20 protein-coding genes and 1 riboswitch are annotated in these 21,896 nt (G+C 67.5%); of the genes, 10 read left to right on the top strand and 10 right to left on the bottom strand.

What is annotated here, in order from left to right; genetic code table 11:
* Positions 1 to 10: 10 nt before the first annotated feature.
* Together ACEN9Q_RS15875 and ACEN9Q_RS15870 are read left to right on the top strand one after the other, a co-directional pair.
* Positions 11 to 676, top strand: coding sequence for a PEP-CTERM sorting domain-containing protein (locus ACEN9Q_RS15875; protein ID WP_495625249.1), 666 nt, complete (start codon positions 11 to 13; stop codon positions 674 to 676).
* 148 nt (positions 677 to 824) lie between these two features.
* A complete protein-coding gene (locus ACEN9Q_RS15870) occupies positions 825 to 2,963 on the top strand; it encodes a S46 family peptidase (RefSeq protein WP_056436474.1) in 2,139 nt (712 codons plus the stop codon).
* Between the two features lie 75 nt (positions 2,964 to 3,038).
* Here the strand turns inward: ACEN9Q_RS15870 and ACEN9Q_RS15865 are convergent, their stop codons facing one another.
* From ACEN9Q_RS15865 to ACEN9Q_RS15840, 6 genes are read right to left on the bottom strand one after another with little or no spacing between them, the layout of a single operon-like run.
* Entirely contained in the window at positions 3,039 to 4,409 is a 1,371-nt protein-coding gene (locus tag ACEN9Q_RS15865; RefSeq protein WP_495625248.1) for a sensor histidine kinase, read from the bottom strand.
* On the bottom strand, positions 4,406 to 5,800 hold the full coding sequence (locus ACEN9Q_RS15860; RefSeq protein ID WP_495625247.1) for a sigma-54-dependent transcriptional regulator: 1,395 nt from the start codon (positions 5,798 to 5,800) through the stop codon (positions 4,406 to 4,408). Before ACEN9Q_RS15860 ends, ACEN9Q_RS15865 begins: the two co-directional genes overlap by 4 nt.
* A 9-nt stretch (positions 5,801 to 5,809) precedes the next feature.
* On the bottom strand, positions 5,810 to 7,006 hold the full coding sequence (locus ACEN9Q_RS15855) for an ABC transporter permease (protein WP_056436467.1): 1,197 nt from the start codon (positions 7,004 to 7,006) through the stop codon (positions 5,810 to 5,812).
* Positions 7,006 to 8,247: an ABC transporter permease gene (locus ACEN9Q_RS15850; protein ID WP_495625246.1), complete on the bottom strand. Its 1,242-nt coding sequence runs from the start codon at positions 8,245 to 8,247 to the stop codon at positions 7,006 to 7,008. Before ACEN9Q_RS15850 ends, ACEN9Q_RS15855 begins: the two co-directional genes overlap by 1 nt.
* Positions 8,237 to 8,920 carry an ABC transporter ATP-binding protein gene (locus ACEN9Q_RS15845; RefSeq protein WP_056436461.1) on the bottom strand — a complete coding sequence of 228 codons (684 nt, stop codon included), beginning with the start codon at positions 8,918 to 8,920 and terminating at the stop codon, positions 8,237 to 8,239. Before ACEN9Q_RS15845 ends, ACEN9Q_RS15850 begins: the two co-directional genes overlap by 11 nt.
* 27 nt (positions 8,921 to 8,947) lie before the next feature.
* Positions 8,948 to 10,195, bottom strand: coding sequence for an efflux RND transporter periplasmic adaptor subunit (locus ACEN9Q_RS15840; protein WP_495625245.1), 1,248 nt, complete (start codon positions 10,193 to 10,195; stop codon positions 8,948 to 8,950).
* Between the two features lie 196 nt (positions 10,196 to 10,391).
* On the opposite strand from ACEN9Q_RS15840, the gene pnuC reads away from it, so the two are divergent.
* On the top strand, positions 10,392 to 11,021 hold the full coding sequence (gene pnuC / locus ACEN9Q_RS15835; RefSeq protein WP_495625244.1) for a nicotinamide riboside transporter PnuC: 630 nt from the start codon (positions 10,392 to 10,394) through the stop codon (positions 11,019 to 11,021).
* Entirely contained in the window at positions 11,021 to 11,569 is a 549-nt protein-coding gene (locus ACEN9Q_RS15830) for an AAA family ATPase (RefSeq protein WP_495628960.1), read from the top strand. The genes pnuC and ACEN9Q_RS15830 overlap by 1 nt, the downstream gene beginning before the upstream one ends.
* A 207-nt stretch (positions 11,570 to 11,776) precedes the next feature.
* Here ACEN9Q_RS15830 and ACEN9Q_RS15825 read toward each other — a convergent pair whose 3' ends face one another.
* Positions 11,777 to 13,909 carry a TonB-dependent siderophore receptor gene (locus tag ACEN9Q_RS15825; RefSeq protein WP_495625243.1) on the bottom strand — a complete coding sequence of 711 codons (2,133 nt, stop codon included), beginning with the start codon at positions 13,907 to 13,909 and terminating at the stop codon, positions 11,777 to 11,779.
* Between the two features lie 85 nt (positions 13,910 to 13,994).
* Positions 13,995 to 14,094: riboswitch (TPP riboswitch) on the bottom strand.
* Positions 14,095 to 14,144: 50 nt separating this feature from the next.
* Positions 14,145 to 15,101: a DUF535 family protein gene (locus tag ACEN9Q_RS15820; RefSeq protein WP_082547711.1), complete on the bottom strand. Its 957-nt coding sequence runs from the start codon at positions 15,099 to 15,101 to the stop codon at positions 14,145 to 14,147.
* Between the two features lie 478 nt (positions 15,102 to 15,579).
* Between ACEN9Q_RS15820 and ACEN9Q_RS15815 the strand changes: the two genes are divergently transcribed.
* The 4 genes from ACEN9Q_RS15815 (at position 15,580) to ACEN9Q_RS15800 (ending at position 17,863) form a co-directional block, all read left to right on the top strand.
* Positions 15,580 to 16,071: an Hcp family type VI secretion system effector gene (locus ACEN9Q_RS15815; protein WP_495625242.1), complete on the top strand. Its 492-nt coding sequence runs from the start codon at positions 15,580 to 15,582 to the stop codon at positions 16,069 to 16,071.
* A gap of 42 nt (positions 16,072 to 16,113) precedes the next feature.
* Positions 16,114 to 16,584, top strand: a complete 471-nt coding sequence (locus ACEN9Q_RS15810; protein WP_495625241.1) for a BPSL0067 family protein — start codon at positions 16,114 to 16,116, stop codon at positions 16,582 to 16,584.
* On the top strand, positions 16,581 to 17,036 hold the full coding sequence (locus ACEN9Q_RS15805; RefSeq protein ID WP_495625240.1) for a hypothetical protein: 456 nt from the start codon (positions 16,581 to 16,583) through the stop codon (positions 17,034 to 17,036). The genes ACEN9Q_RS15810 and ACEN9Q_RS15805 overlap by 4 nt, the downstream gene beginning before the upstream one ends.
* A gap of 113 nt (positions 17,037 to 17,149) precedes the next feature.
* Positions 17,150 to 17,863 carry a glutathione S-transferase gene (locus ACEN9Q_RS15800; protein WP_495625239.1) on the top strand — a complete coding sequence of 238 codons (714 nt, stop codon included), beginning with the start codon at positions 17,150 to 17,152 and terminating at the stop codon, positions 17,861 to 17,863.
* 21 nt (positions 17,864 to 17,884) lie between these two features.
* Here ACEN9Q_RS15800 and dkgB read toward each other — a convergent pair whose 3' ends face one another.
* Both dkgB and ACEN9Q_RS15790 read right to left on the bottom strand, forming a co-directional pair.
* Positions 17,885 to 18,688, bottom strand: coding sequence for a 2,5-didehydrogluconate reductase DkgB (dkgB, locus tag ACEN9Q_RS15795; protein WP_495625238.1), 804 nt, complete (start codon positions 18,686 to 18,688; stop codon positions 17,885 to 17,887).
* A gap of 29 nt (positions 18,689 to 18,717) precedes the next feature.
* The gene (locus tag ACEN9Q_RS15790) at positions 18,718 to 19,932 is read right to left on the bottom strand and encodes an MFS transporter (protein ID WP_495625237.1); all 1,215 of its coding nucleotides are present in this window, start codon (positions 19,930 to 19,932) and stop codon (positions 18,718 to 18,720) included.
* 108 nt (positions 19,933 to 20,040) lie between these two features.
* Between ACEN9Q_RS15790 and ACEN9Q_RS15785 the strand changes: the two genes are divergently transcribed.
* Entirely contained in the window at positions 20,041 to 20,937 is an 897-nt protein-coding gene (locus tag ACEN9Q_RS15785) for a LysR family transcriptional regulator (RefSeq protein ID WP_056436430.1), read from the top strand.
* 31 nt (positions 20,938 to 20,968) lie between these two features.
* Positions 20,969 to 21,832, top strand: a complete 864-nt coding sequence (locus tag ACEN9Q_RS15780; RefSeq protein ID WP_495625236.1) for a PhzF family phenazine biosynthesis protein — start codon at positions 20,969 to 20,971, stop codon at positions 21,830 to 21,832.
* The last annotated feature ends 64 nt before the right edge of the window (positions 21,833 to 21,896 follow it).

Raw genomic sequence — 21,896 nt, 5'->3', positions numbered from 1 at the left:
GGAGACAACGATGCAACGCAAGATCCGACTCATGTCCGCGGCCGCCGCCGCCGCCGCGCTGGCGCTGGCCTGCCACGCCGCCGGCGCCGCCGTGCTGCAGACCTTCGGCACCGGCACGGCCGTGGGCGTCGCGACCAACACCGCCCATTTCGACCTGAACACGACGCTCGCCAACGACTGGGTCGAAGACGGCCTGCTGTTCCACTTCAGCGGGTACGGCGCCAACAACGGTTGCGGCTATGCCGGCGTGGATTGCTACGACGCCGTGTCGGACCTGAGTCCCGCGTTTGCCGGCAACTACATGGCGACGTCCGGCATGAACGCGTACATCAGCGTGCGCAAGGCGGACGGCGCCGACTTTTACCGGATCGAGTTCGCGGCCGGCAGCGGCTACCAGGCCCTGAACGGGTACTGGGCCACATACGACGACGGCCTGCGCACGGGCAGCGGCAACTTCAGCATGGCGCGCGGGACGGTGCTCGGCCTGGGCGACGGCGCCGGCTTCGACGAGGTGCGCTACTTCGCCTTTTCGGCGCCGAACCGGCAGGCGGGCTACAGCGCGCCGGCGCTGGACGAGGTACGCGTCGGCCTGCCCGAACCGGCGTCGCCGGCGCTGTGCGCGGCTGCCCTGATGGGCATGGCGGTGCTGCGGCGGCGCAAACGTAAATACGCCTGATTGCGGAATTTGCGGGATGTGGTGTCCGTGCGACGTCAATATACGGGCTGTACATACTCCCGCACGGCGGATGGTGACAATTTTGTTTCCGTAACAAGACGGACAGACGATATACTGATGTTTGTTTTTTTTGCATCTGAGGTTTGTCTTGTTCAAATCCGTCGTCCTTCCCGTCGCCCTGCTGGGGGCCAGCGCCTGTGCGTTCGCCGACGAGGGCCAGTGGCAGCCGCACCAGCTGCCGCAACTGAAATCCGAGCTCAAACGCATCGGCATCACGATCCCGGCCGAGCGTCTCGCCGACCTGTCGAAACACCCGATGAGCGCCATCGTCGCGACGCCGGGCTGCTCCGCATCGTTCGTGTCGCCGGACGGCCTGGTCGTGACGAACCACCACTGCGGCTACGGCGCGATCCAGCGCAATTCGACCCCCGAGCACAACTACATTGCCAGCGGCTTCCTCGCCAGGACGCGCGCCGACGAACTGCCGGGCGGCCCGAACACGATGGTCTACGTGACCGAGAAGGTCGAGAACGTGACGGACCGTGTGCTGAAAGGCCTGGCGCCCAGCCTGTCCGGCCGCGAGCGCCATGAACAGGTCGAGGCGCGCATCAAGCACCTGATCGCCGAATGCGAGAGCGACAAGGCGTTCCGCTGCTCGGTCCCCGCGTTCAACCGCGGCGGCGCGTACTACCGCGTCAAGCAGCTGCTGATCCGCGACGTGCGCCTCGTCTACGCGCCGGCCAACAGCGTCGGCGACTTCGGCGGCGACATCGACAACTACGAATTCCCGCGCCACGTCGGCGACTTTTCCTTCCTGCGCGCCTACGTTGGCCGCGACGGCCGCCCGGCCGATCCGTCGCCGGACAACGTGCCGTACAAATCGAAGAGCTTCCTCGTCGTCTCCGCCGAGGGGCTGAAGGCGGGCGACCCGATCCTGCTGGCCGGCTACCCGGGCCGCACGAGCCGCTACAAGCTGCCCGCCGAGATCCGCTTCGCGCGCGACGTCGACTATCCGGCGAAGGTGGCGTCGATCACGGCCGACCTGTCCGTGATCGCGGCCGCCACGATGGGCAACCCGGACTACACGGTGCGCTATGCCAGCGTGGCGAAAAGCCTGAACAATGTGTTGAAGAAGACGCGCGGCCTGCTGGACGGCTTCGCGCGCAAGGACATCGCCGCCATCAAGGATGCCCAGGACGCCGAATTCCGCGCCTGGTACAAGCATCACGGCACGGGGCCGAAGAACCTGATGGCCGACCTCGACGCCGCCATCGCCGCCGACATGGCGACGACGACGCAGGAAACGGCCTGGCACGAAGCCACGCACAGCGACCTGTTGACCAGCGCGCGCACGCTGTACCGCCTCGCGCTCGAACACCAGAAGCCGGACGCCCAGCGCGACGCCGGCTACCAGGACCGCGACGTGGCGTTCATCAAGGCGCGCCTGACCCGCCTCGAGCAATCGTTCGTGCCGAGCGTCGACCAGGCCCGCTGGCAGTCCGCGCTGGTCCGCTACGGCAAGATCGATCCGAAGGTCCGCCCGCACGGCCTCGACGCGCTGCTGCCTTCGCAGAACGCGCTGGCGCCGTTGTACAAGGGGACGGAGCTGTGCGACACGGCGAAGCGTCTCGCGTGGATCGGCCGCGATGCGGACGCGTTCCGCAAGTCGAACGACACGTTCATCCAGCTGGCCGTGCGCCTGCACGACGTCGGCATGGCGCTGGAAGAGCGCCGCAAGGAAGTCGACGGCAACCTGGAGCGGGTCGTGCCGCAGTACATGGACGCGGTCATCGCGTGGAAGAAGTCGCAGGGCAAGCCGGTCTACCCGGACGCCAACGGCACGCTGCGCGTCACCTACGGCACGGTCGCCCCGTACAGCCCGCGCGACGGCATCCTCAAGGGGCCGTTCACGACGGTCGAAGGCATCCTCGAGAAGCAGACCGGCAAGGCGCCGTTCGACGCGCCGCCGGCGCTGCTGCAGGCGATCCGCGACAAGCGCTATGGCCAGTTCAGGGACCCGGTGCTGGGCACGGTGCCCGTGAACTTTTTGTCGAGCGCCGATACGACGGGCGGCAACTCAGGGTCCGCCGTGATGAACGGGCGCGGGGAGCTCGTGGGCCTGAACTTCGATTCGACCTATGAGTCGATCACGAAGGACTGGTATTTCGATCCGGTGATCACGCGTGCCATTCACGTCGACATCCGCTACATGCTGTGGGTGATGAAGGAAGTGGACCATGCGGACAACCTGCTGCGCGAGATGACGATCAAATATCCGAAGAGCTGATGGCGTGCATGGTGGGCACGGGGTGCCCACCCTACGCGGTCGGATCGATTCGTGTTCTACGCGCGATCGCCGGCATCATCCGGCCGGGAACCAGATATCGAACCGCGTCTCTCCCGGCGCGCCCGGCGCCAATGAATACGTGCACCCGTGCCGCTGCAGCACCTCGCGCACGAACATCAGACCGATCCCCTGGCCGCCTTTCCTCGTCGTGAAGAACGGCGTGAACAAGGGCCGCGCCGGCCCGGTCGCCAGCAGGTTGCCGGAATCGACGACGGACAGCCGCACGCGCCGCCCTTCGTCCGCGAGCTCCAGCCTGACCGTACCGTGCGCCTGGCCGGCCGCCTCGATGGCTTCCATCGCATTCTTGACGATGTTCATGAGCGCCTGCTCGATCAGCTGCGCATCCAGCGCCAGCGGCGCGACCGTGTCGCAGCGGTGCCAGCCCAGTGCGATGCCGCGGCTGTTGCACTGTTCCCGGTTCAGCCACAGGATGTCGTCGACGACGGCTTTGAGGTCAGTCGGGCGCGGCTCCGGCGGCGGCATCTTGACGACCTTCGTGAAGCGGTCGATGAATTCGCCCAGGCTCGCATTGCGGCGTTTGACGGCGACGATGGCCGTGGCGAAGTCGCCGGCGTCCGGCTCCGCCAGCTGGCCGCGGTAGAACAGCAGCGAATCGAGCACCGACCCCGTCGCCGCCACCGTGTTGTTGACTTCGTGCGCGAGCACGCGGATCAGGCGCTCGTAGGTGGCGCGCTCGGAATCTTCCAGTTCGGCCGTCAGTTCCTCGACCATCAGGAAGTGGCGCGCGAAACCGCGGTCGTAGAACTGGCCGCGCTGGGCGCGGTAGCGGCGGCCGTCGAGGTCCGTCAGCAGCCGCGACTCGCCCAGCGGCAGCGCAACCAGCTGGGCGACGAGTTCGCGGCCGCGCGCGCGGCCGCGCGCATCGAGGCCTGGCGCGAAGCCGGCGTCGGCGCCGGCCCATGCGGACAAGGGCTTGCCCTGCGGGTGGTCCAGGCCGAGGAGCGCGCCCGCGCTCGCATTCGCGAGGCTGATCGCGCCGTCGAAGTCGAACACGAGGACGGCGGCCGGCGTCGCTTCCAGCAGGCGGTCGAGAAACCCCTGCTGCTCGCCGATGGCCAGGCGCTCGCGGTGCAGGGCGGCGAGCATCGTGTTGAACGTCCCCACGAGGTCGTCCAGTTCGGACGACGCGGGGGCGGCCAGGCGGTTGGCGTACTGCTGGTCCTGCAGCAGGTCGTGGAACCGGCGCGTGTAGCCGAGCGGCTCCAGCGCCTGGCGCACGAGCCACCAGCCCAGCGCGAGGCTGGCCAGCAGCAGGCCTTCCGCGCCGACGAACCACAGCGGCCGCGCCGGCAGCAGCAGGGCGGCGCAGCCGAACAGAGGCAGGTGCAGCGCCACGACGTAGGTGCCGAGCCGGATGCGCATCATTCGACCGGCGGCGCGCCGTCGCCGAGGCCGTGGCGTTCCAGCCGGCGGTACAGCGCGGTGCGCGACAGGCCGAGCGCCTTGGCGACGCGCGAGATATTGCCCGCATGCTGGCGCAGCGCCTGCTCGATCATCAGGCGCTCGACCTGCTCCAGCGTCATGCCGTCGACGCCGAGCCGCGTGCCGGGCACGTTGTCGTCGACGGCGCTCGTGGCCTGGAAATCCGCCTGCGTGAGCACGTCCTTGCCGGCCAGCAGAAGCGTGCGTTCCAGCGTCTGTTTCAGCTGGCGGATGTTGCCGGGCCACGGCTGCGCGGCGAGCCAGTCCAGCGCCTGCGGCGCGAGGCCGACGGTGCCCAGGCCGTAGCCGTCGGCCACGGCGGCCACGATGTGGCGCGCGAGCAGCGGGATGTCGCTGCGCCGTTCGCGCAGCGGCGGCAGGCGGATCGTGATCAGGTTCAGCCGGTAGAACAGGTCTTCGCGGAAGTCGCCGCTGGCCACCAGTTCCGCCAGTTCGCGATTGGTGGCCGAGACGACGCGCACGTCGGCCTGTTCCGCGCGGCTCGCGCCCACGGGCTGGTAGCGCTGGTCCTGCAGCACGCGCAGGAGCTTGACCTGGTCGCCGCGGCTCAGCTCCCCGATCTCGTCGAGGAACAAGGTGCCGCCGTCGGCGCTCGCCACATGGCCCTTGCGGTCGGCCTTGGCATCGGTGAACGCGCCGCGCACGTGGCCGAACATCTCGCTCTCGAACAGCGACGTGGCGATGGCCCCCATATTGATCTTGACGATGGGAGCAAGCCCGCGCGGGCTGTTGCGGTGGATGGCGTCCGCGATCAGTTCCTTGCCCGTGCCGCTCTCGCCCAGCACCAGCACGGGCGCGCGCGTGGCCGCGACCTGCGCGATCGTCTCCAGCACCTTCAACAGTTTCGGATGCTCGCCGACGATGCCCGCGAAGTCGTACTTCGCATCGAGCGCGGCGCGCGTGCGGCAGGCCGGCGCGGCGGGCGCGCCCAGGTCCAGCGTCGCGCCGATCAGGTCGACCAGCTGGGCGTTGTCCCAGGGCTTCGTGAAGAAGTTGGCGGCACCCGCTTTCACGCCGCGCACGGCCAGCGCGATCGAGCCCCAGGCCGTCATCAGCAGGACGGGCAGCGCCGGATGCATCGCCTTGATCTGCGCGAGCAGGGCGAGGCCTTCCGCGCCGCTCGTCTGCAGCGAGAAGTTCATGTCCTGTAAAACGAGATCGAAGGCGCCCGATTCGAGCTGCGCCAGCGCCTCGCGCGGACCGTCCGCGCATGCGGCGTCGAAGCCGGCCTGCTTGAGGAGCAGGGCCAGCGAGACCTGGACGGCGTGATCGTCGTCGACGACGAGCACGCGCCGCCTGCGTTGTGATTCCATGGATGCCTTTTATTCGTAATGCAGCGCCGCCGCCGGAGCGAGCCGGCTCGCACGCCAGCCCGGGTAGAGCGAGCACGCCAAGGATAGCAGATAGATAACGGCCATCGAAAGGAGGACGGCACCGGCGAACACCTGCCAGTTCAGGGTCTCGCCCAGCGCGCCGGTCAGGGGCAGCTGCACGAGCAGCACGAGCGCGGCGGCGATGGCCAATGAACACAGCAGCAGCTGTTCGAACACGATCTGCCGGTAGATGCTGGCGGCGCTGGCGCCGAGCGCGCGGCGCAGGCCGATTTCGGGAATCCGGTGCGTCGTGTTCTGCCACAGCACACCGAACAGGCCGAAGGCGACCATGACCAGCATGAACGCGGCGATGACGGCGACGACGGCCAGCGGCACCAGTTGCTCCTTCAGCAGCGAGGCCCGCATCGAGGCCAGCGGCGCGATCTCGTACGACCAGTCGTTGCGGACCGCCTTGAGCCGCTGGTTCAGCTTCGCCTCGAACGCGCGCGGCGTGCCCGGCGCGACCTTGAGCAGGATGGTACGCACGCGCGACTGGCTCGTGTGCGGCGCGAAGCGGGCGATGACGAAGTTCGTCGGCGTCATGAACGGGCCCTTGTTGCGGAAGGCGTCGACCAGGCCCACGACCCGGTACGTGCGGGGCGGGCCGTCTTCCGCGCTCGTGAAGCGCTGGCCCAGCGCCGGCCGGCCGGGGAACAGCGCGGCCGCCATGCGCCGGTTCAGCACCGCGGGAAGCTCGCTGCGGCCTTCGTCGGTGGCGTCGAACCAGCGCCCGGCCACGAGGTGCACGCCCAGCGCGGCGGCGACGTCGTCGCTCACTTCGATGGTGTCCGTGTCCACCCTGGCGCCGGTCTGCGGCGACTTGAAGCTGGTGGTCCAGGTCGACAAGGTGTACGGCGAGTGCGTGGCAAAGCCGACGGCCCGCACCTCCGGCAACTCGAGCAGGCTGCGGCGCAGCAGGTCGTAGGTGTCCGGCGAAATCGCATCGGCCGGCACGTCGGAGAACTGCATGGCGGCCGACCATGCGTCGGTGCCGTCGAAACCGATCGGTTCGCGATACAGCTGCCAAAAGCGGAGCCCGAACGCGGCGATGCCGAACACGATGGCGAACGCCAGCAGGATCTCGAGGCTCAGCATCAGATTCCTGGACTTGCGCTTCCAGGTGAGTTGCAGCAGGTGGCGCAGCATCACGCGGCTCCTTTCAGGGCATGGACGGGATCGAGGCGCGACATCTTCCACGCGGGCAGCGCGCCGGACAGCAGGCCGAAGACGAGGGACAGCAGCATGCCGCAACCGAACACCGCAAGGTTGATGTCGACGTCGAGGTAGGGGATCAGCTGCGACGCTTCGAGCCACCACAGCACGAGGCGCGCGCAGGCAAGGCCCAGCAGGCCGCCCGCGAGGCACAGCAGCACATTCTCGACGACCAGCTGGCCCGCCAGTTGCAGGCTGGTGGCGCCGAACGCCTTGCGCACGCCGATCTCGGCGCTGCGTTCGAGGATGCGCCCCATGTTCAGGTTGACGAGGTTCAGCGCGGGCAGCAGCATGAACAGCAGCATGCCGCCGCCTATCATCAGCAGCAGCCGGGCGGCGCCGGAATCGGCCTCGCTCTGCCGGCTCAGGAGCACACGTGCGAACACGTCCAGCTTGCTGTCGGCCCAGAACCGCGTGGTCGGGTAGGTGCGGGGGTCGTCGCTGACGAAGGTCGTCGCGATGCGCGCGACCTCGCGCCGGATGCGCGGCAGATCGTCCTTCGAGCGCGCCAGCAGCAGGGCGGCGAAACTCCCCGTGAGGTCCTGCTGGTAGTCGGTCGACGGGAACGTCGTCAGCGGCGCCCAGATGTCGGCGTAGGCGTTGATGTGGATGACGTCCGCGACGACGCCGATGATCTCGAACGTCTGTCCGCTCACGCTGATGCGCTGCCCCACCGCGGCGGCGCCGGGAAACAGGCGGCGCGCGGTCGACGCGTTGACGACGGCGACGAGGCGCCCGAGGCGGTCGTCGTCTTCGTCCGGCAGGCGGCCGGCCAGCAGGTGGAAGTCGAGGATCTTCCAGTAGTCGGCGTCGACGCGGCGCAGGTCCAGCTGGCTCACGCGGTCGCCCTGGTAGACGGACACCGTGCCCGGCACGGTGAACGCCGACACGCGTTCGACGCCCGTCATCGGCTTCAGGTATTTGTCGACGGTCTTGTAGCCGAGCAGGGTGGTGCGCGTGTTCTTGCCGTCCCGGTCCTCGCTGCGGATGCCGTACACCTGCAGGAAGCGGTCGCTCCTGCCTTCCACGCCGCGCGGCCAGAACGTCGTCTGCAGCAGTGCGGTGATCACCATCAGCACGACGAGCGTCAGCACGATGCACGCCAGGTTGATCGCCGTGAACAGCTTGCGGCGCATGAACACCTTGTAGGCGGTCAGCAGGTAGTTACGCAGCATGGAGACGCTCCGGTTCCACCAGCTGGCCGTCGAACACGCGCACGATGCGGCCGACGCGGCGGGCGTCAATCTCGTCGTGCGTGACCATCACGACCGTCGTGCCCTCGGCGTTCAGCCTGAGGAGGATGTCGATGACCTCCGCGCCCATCTTGCTGTCCAGGTTCCCCGTCGGTTCGTCCGCGAGCAGGACCAGCGGCTCGCCGACGATGGCGCGCGCGATCGCCACGCGCTGCTGCTGGCCGCCGGACAGCTGGTTCGGATAATGGTCCATGCGCGCGCCGAGGCCCACGCGCTCCAGCGCCGCGCGCGCGAGCCGGCGCCGTTCGCCGCCGGACACGCTGCGGTAGAGCAGGGGCAGCTCGACGTTGTCGATCACGCGCAGGTCGGGGATCAGGTGGAAGCTCTGGAACACGAAGCCGAACGTGCGGTTGCGCAGCCGCGCCACGTCCTTGTCGCGGTACGAGGCGATCGCCGCGCCGTCGATCTCCACGCTGCCCCGGCCCGGCCGGTCGAGCAGGCCGATGAGGTTCAGCAGGGTGCTCTTGCCGCAGCCGCTGGGGCCCATCATGGCGACGAACTCGCCGCGGTCGATGGACAGGTCGATGTCTTTCAAGGCCAGCGTCTCGACCTTGTCCGTGCGGTAGGTCTTGCTGACGTTATGCAGTCTGATCATGGCGTCCTCGTAGGGTTGGATAATGCGTCAATTCGAAATGCGGATGGTGTCCAGGTCCTTGAATGCGTGCGTATCCGAGACGAGCACGCGTTCGCCCGCGCGCGCGCCCGCGACGACTTCGACCACCTTGCCGTCGCTGGCGCCCAGCGTGATCGTCCGCTTGCGCGCCACGCCGCCGTCCACGACGAACGCCGGCTGCGGCCCGCGGCCGTTGAAGGCGGCGCCGTTGTCGACCACGAGCACGTGCGCGCGCCGTTCGGTGATCACGTCGACGTCGACGCGCATCTTGTTGCGCAGATGCGCGTTGCGGGGCTGGGCCAGGTCGACGAGCAGCTTGATCGTGCCGTTCTGGATTTCGGGCAGGATCGTGTGGACGGTGCCGGCCAGGATCTCGCCGTTCTGCGCCACGCGCACGGCCTGGCCGGGCGCGAGCTGGCGTGCGTGGAAGTCGGACAGCGTGGCTTCGACGCGGTAGTTGTTCGATTCGGAGACGCGCGCCACGAGCTGGCCCGCCGCCACGCTGGCGCCTTCGTCCTCGACCAGCCAGGTCAGCATGCCCGCGAACGGTGCGCGCACGCGGGTGCGGTCGAGCAGCTGTTCCTGCTGTGCGATCTGCTTTTGCAGGATCGCTTTCTGCAGGTCGGCCGCGGCGACGTTGCTGGCGGTGCCGCGGCGCGTGTCCTCGAGCAGCGCGCGCTGCTGGCGCAGCTGGATCTCGGTGCGCTTGACGTTCAGTTCCGCCGTCAGCAGGTTTTCGCCCGACACGAGGCCGCTGCTGCGCAGTTTCTGGCTGCGTTCCAGCGTGGCGCGCGCGGCCTGCAGGTCGATTTCCAGCAGCTCGATGCTGCTAGCGATCTGCGTGCGTTTCTGCTGCAGTTCCTGCGCCAGGGTCGCGATGCGGTTGTCCTGTTGCGCCAGTTGTTCCTTCAACGCTTCCAGTGCGAGGCGGATCTCGCGGTCGTCCAGTTCCAGCAGCAGGTCGCCCGCCGCGACCCGCTGTCCGGGCTTGGCGTGCACCCTCGCGACCCGGCTCGCACCCGGACTCGCCACCACTTCCTCGCGCACGGGGATGACGATGCCGGACGCGTTGATCGTGTTGTCGACGTTCCCGCGCCGGACCTGCGCGATGACGACGTCGTCGGCGGACACGCTGGGACGCAGCACGCGGTTCAGGCCCCACGCACCGGCGCACAGGCCGGCGAGCAGCAGGAGCGTGGTGGCGGCGCGCAGGCGGGTGCGGCGGCGGATGATGTCGAGACTGAGGGCCTGGTCCATGATTGACGGCGATAATTGCGATGCTGCCTGTATTGCAAGCCGCGTGCCAGCATGCTTTCCCGGGCGGAGAAGGGCGCATGGACGCGCGGCGCTGCCCGCTGGCGGGCAACGGTGTCCGGAAACGGACACTCGTCCGCAGGTTGCATAAACGGGCCGCACCTTCCATAATCGCCGACTCGCCCGCATCTCTTCTTCCATGAACGATTCCCTGGCCCTGCTTGGCTTTACCACCACGCCGCTCGAACTGCTCGGCTTCGTCCTGTCGGTCGCGACGGTCGTGCTCACGATCCTGCGCAACCACTGGGGCTGGTTCTTCGCCATCGTGTCGTCGGCCACGTACGGCGTCGTGTTCTTCGATGCGCGCCTGTACGGCGACGCCGGCCTGCAGGGCGTGTTCATCGCGGCCTCGATCTGGGGCTGGTGGCAGTGGCTGCGCGGGGCCGAGGGCAAGCCGCTGCCCGTGACGCGCCTTGCGCGCGCGGGCTGGATCGCGGCGCTCGCCGGCTGGGCGCTCGGCTTCGTCGTGCTGTCGGCGTTCCTGAAGGCGTACACGGACACCGACGTGCCGCACATGGACGGCTTCCTCACGTCCGGCAGCCTGCTGGGCCAGCTGCTGACGGCAAAAAAGAAGATCGAGAACTGGCACACGTGGATCGTCGTCGACGTGCTGTATGTGGGCCTGTACGTGTACAAGGGCCTGCACCTGACGGCGATCCTGTACGCCGTGTTCGTCGTGCTGGCCGTGCTGGGCCTGCGCGCCTGGACGGCGGCCGCGCGCGCGGATGCGGCGCCGCACGGCGGCGTGCCGCTGGCCGAGGGCGCGTGATGGCGCCGCGGCGGATCGCCCTGCTGGGCGCGGAATCGACCGGCAAGTCGACATTGGCGGCCGCGCTGGCGCGCCGCTACGGCACGTTATGGGTGCCGGAATACCTGCGCGAATTCGTCGAGGTCAACGCGCGCGTGCCGCGCGAGGACGACCAGGGCGGCATCGCCCGCACGCAGCGCGAACGCGAGCTGCTGCTCGCGCGCGACGCGCGCGTGCGCGACTTCCTGTTCGTCGACACGACGCCGCTGATGACGGCCGTGTACAGCCGCATCTACTGGGGCCGCGTGCCGCCCGACCTGCTGGCCCTGGAAGCGGCGCACGATTATGCGTGGACGCTCGTCGCGGCGCCCGACCTGCCGTGGGTGCCGGACGGGCTGCAGCGCGAATCGGAACAAGTGCGCCAGCGCGTGCATGCGCAGTTGCTGGCCGTGCTCGACGAGCGCCGCATTCCGTTCACGTTGTTGACGGGGGAGCTGGAGGAGCGGTTGCGGCAGGTGGAAGCGTTGATCGGCGGCCCACCCGTCGTTCCGGCGCAGGCGGGAACCTGATTTCTGCCGACCTGGATACAAACTTGGCCCCCCGCCTGCGCGGGGGCGACGGTGGTTGAGAATCGAACTGCGCCGGCTTCCGCGACTTCGTACCGACACTTGGGCCCCCGCCTGCGCGGGGGCGACGGTGGTTGAGAATCGAACTGCGCCGGCTTCCGCGACTTCGTACCGACACTTGGCCCCCCGCCTGCGCGGGGGCGACGGTGATTAGAAATCGAACTGCGCCGACACGCGGAACGTGCGCGGTGCGCCCGGCAGCAGGTAGCCGCCCAGTTCCGGCGTCACGTCGCGCCAGTAGAACTTGTCGAACAGGTTCTCGGCCCGCGCGCGCAGCGTGACGTTCGTCGCGCCCCATTTCACGCCATACGACGCGCCCACGCCGAACACGTGGTAGTCCGGCACGAACACCGTGTTCTCGGGGTCGAACGCCTTCTTGCCCGAGTACTGCCACGTGCCGTCCAGCTTCAGGCCCGGGACTGCCGCCACCGCGTACTGCACCCATGCCATCGACTTGAACGCGGGGACGTCCGTCACGCGCTTGCCGTCGATGCCCGCCTGGCCCGTGCCTTCCTGGCGCGTGTTCAGCGCCATGAGCGACAGGCTCCAGTCCAGCGCCGGCGTGGCCCGGCCCTGCGCCGTCAGTTCGATGCCGCGATGGGTTTCGCGGCCGTTGCGCACGAAGGTGTTGCCCGCATCGGTGTACTCCAGGCCCTGGCGGATCTGGAACAGCGCGGCCGACAGATCGAGGCCGTTCGCCAGTGCGGCCTTGGCGCCGATCTCGACCTGGTGCGAACGCTGCGGCGCCAGCACCTGGTTCTCGTTCGTCGTCTGCATCGGCGCGACGCCGCCGTGCTGCAGGCCGTGGCTGATGGTGCCGTACACGTTCCAGTCGCGCGCGGGGCTGAACACGAGGGCCACGCTCGGCAGCAGGAACGAATCGTCGCTGTGCACGTAGCCGGTCGCCTCGTCGATGAATTCGCTGCGCTTGATCTGCACATGGCGCAGGCCCGCGTGCAAGGTCAGCTGGTTCGTCAGGCTCACGATGTCCTGCGCGAACAGGGCGCGTTCCTCGTCGCTGCGGCGCTCGAACACGGGGCCCGTCACGCGGTCGGCCGCGACGTGCGGCGTCACGAGCGGGTTCCACAGATTGCTGTAGCCGACGTAGTCGTACACGTAGTCGCCGAAGCTGTCGTGGCGCTCGGAATACGACGTGCCGACGGTCAGCGCATGGCGGATCGTGCCGGTCGCGAACTTGCCCTGCACCTGCGCCTGCACGCCCCACGGCGACTTGCGCTCGCCCGTGCTCTGGTAATCGTAGACGTCGTAATCGCCATTCGAGCAGTAGCCCGGATAGAAGCCCGCGCCCTCGTTGCTGCAGCCGTAAGGGAACGCGGTGAAGTCGTCGCGCTTGAACCAGTGCTTGTTGCCGGCCACGGTCGCGAGCCAGCCGGGGGCGAGCTTGTATTCGAAACGCAGACCCAGGTTGCTGTCCCTGGTCGTGACGGGACGCGTCCACGGCTGGTCGTTCAGCAGCATCCTGGGCGATACGCCGGTCGGGAGCACTTCGTTGCGGATCAGCTGGAAGCCGGGCGCCGTGATCTGGGCCTTGCGCTGGTAATCCATGTCCAGCTGGAGCAGCGCATCCGGCGTGATCTGCCAGTCGAAGGCGGCCGATACGAACTGGCGGTCGCCGTTGGCGCCGCGCACGTAGGGGTGGATGTCGGCGGCGGCCGCGTTGATGCGGTAGCCGAAGCGGCGATCCTCGAAGCGGCCGCCGAGATCGACCGTGCCGTACAGCGTGCCGCGTTCGGAGACTTCCACGGTGGCCGAGCGCAGCGGCGCGGCCGTCGGACGCTTGGTCACGTAGTTGACGATGCCGCCCGGCGTCGCGACGCCGGACGTCAGGCCCGCGAGGCCTTTCAGCACTTCGAAGCGTTCCTTGTTCTCGAGCGGGATCTGGGTGTCGCCCGGGATCGCGAAGCCGTCCTTGCGGTAGCTGTAGTTGTTGTCCAGCGCGAAGCCGCGGATCGAGAATTGCTCGGCATAGCCGACGGCGTTGTAGGCGTCGGCCACGGACGCGTCGAAGCGCATCGCCTCGGTCGTGGAGCGGATCGACAGGTCCTGCATCTGCGTGCGGCCGATGGCGGTGATGGAGGCCGGGGTGTCGAACAGCGACGCCTCGCCGAAGCCGCCGACGCTGGCGCGGTCGACCACGATGAAGCGGTTGCCCGTGACGACGACTTCGGCGACCGGGTGGGTGGTGTCCTGCGCCTGCGCGTTCGCGATGAAGGCTTGCGCGATGGCGCCGGCCAGGATGGTGTACTTCAAATGACGGTTCATGGTTTGCTCGTTTTCGCGCGCCGACGCTCGGCGCGCTGCTTTTTCTTAAAAGCCGGAGCCAACGGGGGGAAGGGCAAACAAGGATGGGAACTGCGTTGCGCTTTCCTTCGCTGGCATTATCCAGATCAGGTACGAAGGGTATCTCTCACCCGGGAAGCGAACTCCCAGGACCCCTAGCGAAGGCGCGAGTGTAGCACACCGCGCCCTAATGTGGTGCGTCTGTCAATGGCCTCGTTCAGGCCGGCTCGGGAATCGCCGCCGGATGCGCCACATGGGCCCGCGCGTGCAGCAGGTGGCGCTGCACGATGGCGCGGGACGATTCGCCGATCAGGCGCCAGTGCTCGCGCCGCAGGGCCGCGCGCTTGCGGTGCTTGGACGGCATCTCGGACAGCGGCTTGACGTAGAAGGGCAGCGCGATCAGGTAGCCGTCGCGGCCCGGCATCTCTTCGCCGCCGAGGATCTTCCAGAAGCCGTCGTAGGCGTTGGCGAAGTGTTTGTCGGGGTCGGGATCGTAGGCGACATGCGCTTCGCTGCGGATGGCGACGACCTTGTCCATGCCGAGCGCCAGTGCGATGCCCTGCATGGCCGCGAAGCAGAAGAAGCTGGGCGAATTGTTCGGGAAGATGCGCTCGAACGCCTCGAACGCAGTGCCGGAATCGACCCAGCGGCCCTGGTTGCGCGCGATGAAGGGGACGACGGGCATGTCGACGCCCACCATCTCGCCTTCGAGCCAGCTGAAGGACAGGCGGTGCAGGCATTTGCCGTCCGCGACCAGCGCGACGGTGAGGTCGCCCTCGGCATTGCTGCGCGACGCCATTTCCAGCTGGATCATGAAGCTGCTGCCTTCGGCCTCGTGCTGCCACAGGGGCAGGCAGCGCTGGCCGTAGACGGCTTCCAGATAGCCTTCGTTGAACGTCGTTTCCTCGAAGCGGTAGTGGCTCAGCACGGCCTGCACGCGCTGGCGCGGCGTCAAGCCCTTGATCAGGTAGTCACGGTGGCTGAGGTGGTGGAACAGGTCGTCGTTGGCCGGTCCCGCGACGTGCTTGCGGTAGACGCCGAGCCGGCACAGCGCGCGGTGGTCGCGGTAATAGGCCAGCACGCGCAGGCTGCGCGCGATGCACAGGACCCACGACGACAGGCTGTACTGGCGCCGGCGGGCCATCCAGTGTTTGGTCAGGTGAGCGAAAATCATGGTGCGCTCCGGGTACGGTATCGGTGGATTTATCTCGTTAGTTTTTTGCTAAACGGTAATTGATCTTTCGGCAGATTAAGATCGATGCCATCGATTACGCATTCTCCCCGTATTTCTTATTGTCTTCATGTCTCTCTTTGTTGATCTTTTGTCAGGCAAGTGCCAGACGCAAGACTAGCACGATTGCCGCGCCGAACATCGAAAAGCTGCTCAATAATTGAGTCAGACCGAACAAGTTGAGGAGCGTGGCATGGTGTATGAACTTTTTTCCGCCGGTCAGAATCATTCACCTTGAAGCTGGGCAATCGAGACAAGGCACATCACACCCGGGTCATTATTGTTAGTCGATGATATTGGCCGGCAGCTCCGTCTTCCGGTCGCGTTGATCTGTTTCTTTTGCCTGCCTGACTCTCGCCAACGTTGGCCGTAAGCTGCCGGGCAACAATCGTTCATTTGCTCAACTGGAACGGAGGCGAAAATGGCGGTCGACGCATATCTGCAAATCGAGGGCATTAAAGGCGAGTCGGCCGACTCTGCCCATAAGGATTGGATCGAGATTTCCGACGTCGCTTTCGGTGTAAATCAGCCCCGAGCCATGTCTGTGTCCACAGCAGGGGGCCATACCAGCGGCGCCGCCGATCTGTCCGAAGTCAGCTTCACCAAGCTTGCTGACATCTCGTCCCCGGTGCTGTTCCAGCACTGCGCGATGGGCAAGACACTGCCCAGGGCGAAGCTGGAGTTCATGCGCGCTGACGGGGACGGCAAGCCGATCACGTACTATCGGATAGAGCTGGATAACGTCATGTTGTCCAACGTACACCCGAGCAGCGGTAACGGAGGCATACTGACAGAGCAAATTCACCTGACTTACTCGAAGATCAAGCTCACCTACACACAGCAAAAGATCGTCGGCGGTACAAGCGGCAATTCTTCGGGCGGGTGGGATGCTGCGTCGAAGAAGCCGGCCTGACGGGAGGCCGGGATGCCACATGCAGTCGTCTACAGCGGCAACATGAACGCGCTGATCAAGGAATGGGACGAGAAATACAAACAGGCTTGGAAAGAGAACAGACAGGCAGGCCTGGACGCTTTGATGATCGCCAACGGAGAGTGCGCCCGGCTCCCACAGGAACTCACTAATGTGGGCTGGACCGGACGATGGCAGCGTGGCGATCGTGTTATCGACGTGGCAAAAACGCTCAAGCCGGGCACAGTTATCGCGAACTTCAAACTCATTGATGGGAATTGGCAGTATCCGCACGGGCCGGGAGTCAACGTGCACGGATACCATGCCGCTCTATTCATAAGTGGGGATACATTCAGCACGTCAACAGGCAAGGCCGGGGGCATTTCGATGTTCGATCAGTGGCATACCGGCAGACCGAAGCCGCCCGGGCCTCGTCATGTCAATGTCTGGCCTGCGTCATCGCTGAAGAAACCGTGCGATCGTGCGGAAGAGTTCTACGTGGTGCTCGTTCCATGAAGCGAACTCTCATCGCGGCGCTTATCCTGTCGTGCTCCGTTGCCCGTGCGGGAGACTATCGCTGTCCTCCGACCTACCCCGGCAAGGATGCACCGGCAGACCCGCTGACCAACGCCTACATGATGTGGGGAAAGCGGCCCAGCAGCGGCCCGCCGTTCCCCTCCGGCTGGGACCATCCCGACGAGCGGGCGGCGGCAGAAGGCACAGACCTGCGTTACGAGCTTCCAGCGAACGAGGAGGGCTGGTTCATCTGCGAATATGGCTCCCGCAAGCGGATCAAAGGCCGGTTCCATGGCGGGCACGAATGGGGGCAACACATGGCACCGCTCGGAGAACAGCCGTGGTTTATCAAAGTCTCCCCCAACGATACACGCTGTGTGGTGCGTATCCGGGAAATCAAGGGCTGCGATCCCGGCAAGAGCACGTGGACCGTGACGGCCACTTGCCTGTGATACACCGGTGTCAAGTTTGGAAATACAAGAGAGCAGGATAAAAACGTCGTTTCGTGCCTCCCAAAATGGCTGTACGGTCTACTATGTCGTCCGACAGACACGGGAAAATCATCATGGTGCAACCTTACGAACTTTTTTACTGGCCGAGCATCCAGGGCCGCGGCGAATTCGTCCGTCTGGCGCTGGAAGAAGCGGGCGTGCAATACGTGGACGTGGCGCGCGAGCCCGGCGGCATGGCGCGCATGATGGCTGCGATGGACGGTGCCGACCATCCGTCGTTCGCGCCGCCGTTCCTGAAGGCGGGCGACGTGACAATCGGGCAGACCGCCAACATCCTGATGTTCCTGGGCGAGCGCCACGGGCTGGCGCAGCAGGACGCGCAGGGTAGATACTGGGTGAGCCAGATCCAGCTGACGATCGCCGACATCGTGGCCGAAGCGCACGACACCCATCATCCGATCGCCACGTCGCTGTATTTCGAGGACCAGCGCCCGGAAGCGAAGCGGCGCGCGGCCGACTTCATCGACACGCGCATCCCCAAGTTCTTCGACTGGTTCGAGAACATCCTGGCCCGGCCGGAGCCGAAAGACTATCTGCTGGGCGCCGCGGTCACGTATGCCGACCTGTCGCTGTTCCAGCTCGTCGCCGGCCTGCGCTACGCGTTTCCGAAGGCGCTGGCGCGCATCGACGCGGGCTATCCGCTGTTGATGGCCCTGCACGACAGGGTGGCCGCGCGGCCGCGCATCGCGGCCTATCTGAAATCGAAGCGGCGGCTGCCCTTCAACGAGGAAGGGATCTTCCGCCATTACGCGGAGCTGGACAAGTAAGCGGAGCTGGCGGGAACGGTTCTAATCCCAGCGCGGCGCGAAGTCCGGGTCGACGAGGCGTTCGCCTCGGTCCAGCGCATCGATGGCGGCGATATCCCGGCTCGACAGGACCAGGTCGCGCGCGCGCAGGTTGCTCTCCAGGTTCGCGCGCTGCGTCGACGACGGGATCACGGCATGGCCCTTCGCCATCGACCACGCCAGCGCCACCTGGGCCGGCGTCGCGCCGTGTTCCCGTGCGATGCGGACGATCGTCGCGTCGTCCGTCACCTTGCCGTGGGCGAGCGGCATGTAGGCCGTCAGGCGGATGCCGGCGTCGGCCATGAACGCGGCCAGCGGCCGGTTCTGCAGGAACGGATGCAGCTCGACCTGGTTCGTCGCGATATTGTCCGCGCCGACGGCGGCGATGGCCTCGCGCAGCCGCGCAATGGGGAAGTTCGACACGCCGACGGCGCGCGTCAGGCCCGCCTCGCGCGCCGCCAGCAGCGCGTCCATCGATTCGGCCACGGCGACCGCGCCGCCCGGCGACGGCCAGTGGATCAGCGTGAGGTCGACGTGGTCCGTGCGCAGCTTGTCCAGGCTTTGTTCGAGGCTGGCGCGCAGGCGGCACGCGGACAGGTTCTCCGTCCAGATCTTGGTGGTGACGAAGACGTCGCCGCGGGTAACGCCGGATGCCGCGAGCGCCTGGCCGACCTCGGCCTCGTTGCCGTAGATCTGCGCGGTGTCGATGTGCCGGTAGCCCAGTTCGAGGCCGTTTGCGACCGAATCGATGGCGGCGCGGTCCTGCAGGCGGAACGTGCCGAGGCCCAGGCGCGGGAGGGTGTTCATGGTGACTCCTTGTTAAAAGCTTGACGAATTCAGTGCATGGCGACGGCGCGTTCGCCGCATGCCGCGTGGTCCGGACGCGGCACCGGGTCGCGCCGGTCCAGCCAGCCCGCCAGCGTGGTGAGGGCCAGCGCGCCGACGACGATCAGGCCGCCGATCCACGTCGTGTGCATCAGGCCGAGGTGCGCGACGATCAGGCCGCCGCCCCAGGCGCCGAGGGCGATGCCGACGTTGAACGCGGCGATGTTCAGGCCGGACGCCACGTCCACGGCGCGCGGCGCGTCGATCTCGGCGCGGCGCACGACGTAGACCTGCAGGCCCGGCACGTTGCCGAAGGCGACGGCGCCCCAGGCCAGCACGGTGACGAGGACGGCGACCTTGTTCGCGGCCGTGACGTCGAGGACGAACAGCACGGCGGCCAGCAGCGCGAACACGATCTGCAGGGCGCGCACGGGGCCCTTGCGGTCCGCCAGCCTGCCGCCCCAGATATTGCCGAAGGCGACCGACACGCCGTACACGAGCATCACGAGGCCGACGCTGCCCGGCGTGAAGCCGGCGACCTGTTCGAGGATCGGCGCCAGATAGGTGAAGGCGATGAACGAGCCGCCGTAGCCCAGGGTCGTCATGGCGTACACGAGTAGCAGACGCGGTTTCTTCAGCACCGACAATTGCGTGAGCAGGCCCGCGGGCGCGCTGCCGGCAATGCCGCGCGGGACGAGCAGGGCGATGCCGGCGAAGGCGATCACACCGAGCAGCGCGACGGCCAGGAACGTCATCTGCCAGCCGAGACGCTGGCCGATGAACGTCCCGAGCGGCACGCCCGTCACGAGCGCCACGGTCAGGCCGCTGAACATCAGGGCGATGGCGCTGGCCGCCTTTTCCTTGGGCACGAGGCTCGTCGCGATCGTCGAGCCGATCGAGAAGAAGACGCCGTGCGCGAGGCCGGTGAGCACGCGCGCGGCCATCAGCGCGGCGTAGCCGGGAGCCATCCACGCGGTCAGGTTACCGGCCGTGAACAGCAGCATGAGGCCGAGCAGCAGCGTCTTGCGCGGCACGCGGCCGGTGAGCGCCGTCAGCACGGGCGCGCCGACGGCGACGCCCAGCGCGTACAGGCTGACGAGCAGGCCGGCCGACGGCACCGACACGTGCAGGCTGCCGGCGATGGTGGGAATCAGGCCGACGATCACGAATTCCGTCGTGCCGATGGCGAATGCGCTCAATGTGAGTGCCCATAAGGCGAGTGGCATGTTTTGCTCCTTGAAGACCGTCGTGGTTGATCGATGGCGCATTCTGGACGCCTGGCCCGCAAAGAAAAACCCGCCGCCGTACAATAGACTTTTGACCTGGGAGCAAAAATGCTGGACGTGGGAGCGTTGATCGCGTTCGTGGCCGTGATCGACACCGGCTCGTTTTCGGGCGCCGCGCAGCAGCTCGGGCAGACGCCGTCCGGCGTGTCGCGTACCATCGCGCGCCTGGAGCAGCAGCTCGGCATGACCCTCATCCACCGCACGACGCGCCGCCTCGACCTGACGGAGGAAGGCGCCTGGCTGCTGGGCCGCGCGCGCCGCATCCTCGCCGAACTGGAAGAGACCGAGCGCCAGGCCGCCCTCGCGCGCGCACTGCCCGCGGGCCTGGTGCGCGTCAATGCCGCCACGCCCGCGCTGGACCACCTGATCGCGCCGCTGCTGCCGGACTTCCTCGACGCCTATCCGCAAGTGCAGCTGGAGCTCACCAGCGGCGAAACCGTCGTCGACCTGATCGAGGAAAAGGCCGACGTCGCGATCCGCATCGGCCAGCTGCCCGACTCCACGCTGAACGCGCGCCGTCTCGGGTCGAGCCGCATCCGCGTGCTGGCCGCGCCGGGCTACCTCGAACGCCACGGCACGCCGGCGCAGGTCGGGGACCTGGCGCGGCACCGGCTGGTCGGCTTCGTCGCGCCGGCGTCGTTGAACACGTGGCCGCTGCGCGCGGGCGGCGAGGACGGCTGGCGCGGCGCGCCGCACGTGACGGCGACGAGCGGCGAGACAATCCGGCATCTCGCGCTCGCGGGCGCCGGCATCGTCAGCCTGTCGGACTTCCTCACGCGCGCCGACGTGGCCGCGGGCCGCCTCGTGCCGCTGCTGGAAGACGCCGCGCTGCCCTGGACCCAGCCCGTGTGGGCCGTGTTCTACAAGCAGGGCGCGCTGGCGCCGCGCGTGCAGGCGCTGGTCGACTTTCTCGCCGCCCGCCTGGCCGGCGTATTGCAACCCTGACGCTTTTCCACCCACTTCGCACAGGACAACGATGACGACCGTAACGACAAACGACATTTTGCGCATCGCCGCGTTCTCGGACGGCGACGCCGGCGGCAATCCGGCCGGCGTCTGGATCGGCGCCGCGCTGCCGCCGGCGGACGCCATGCAGCGCCTGGCCCACGCCGTCGGCTATTCGGAAACGGCGTTCGCGGCAAGGCAGGGGGAGGGCTGGCGCGTGCGCTATTTTTCGCCGGCGTCCGAAGTGCCGTTCTGCGGCCACGCGACGATCGCGCTGGGCGCGGCGCTGGCGCGGCGGGAGGGCGACGGCGTGTTCGCGCTGTCCCTGAACGGGGCCGCCATCACGGTCGAAGGCCGGCGCGACGGTGCGCGCGTGGCCGCCGCGCTGCAGTCGCCGCCCACCTGGAGCCGGCCGGCCGCGACCGACCTCGTGGCGGACGCGCTGGCGTTGTTCGGTTACCACGATGCCGACCTCGATCCGCGCATCCCGCCCGCCCTCGCGCATGCAGGCGCGAACCACCTCGTGCTGGCGCTGGCCAGCCGCGACCTGCTGGGCGCGATGCGCTACGACCTGGAAGCGGGCCGCGCGCTGATGCAACGGCACGGCCTGACGACGATCGTGCTGGCCTGGGCCGAACATGCGCGCAAGTTCCACACCCGCAATCCGTTCGCCAGCGGCGGCGTCTACGAAGACCCGGCCACCGGGGCGGGCACGGCGGCACTGGCCGGCTACCTGCGCGACCTCGGCTGGCCGCACGGCGGCGCCATCGACGTCGTGCAGGGCGAGGACATGGGCATGCGCTCGCTGTTGCACGCCGACATCGGCGCGGAAGCGGGCGGTTCGATCCGCGTCAGCGGCACCGCGCGAACGTTGTCAGAAGATAAAGGTTTATGATGATGTTTTAATGAAAATTGAATTAGGGGCAAAAGGCACGCCTTTTCGACAATTAGTACACCCC

The organism is Massilia sp. Masssp93 (assembly GCF_059491295.1).
The sequence above is the reverse complement of the archived record's forward strand: the minus strand, read 5'-3'. Positions and strand labels throughout refer to the sequence as shown.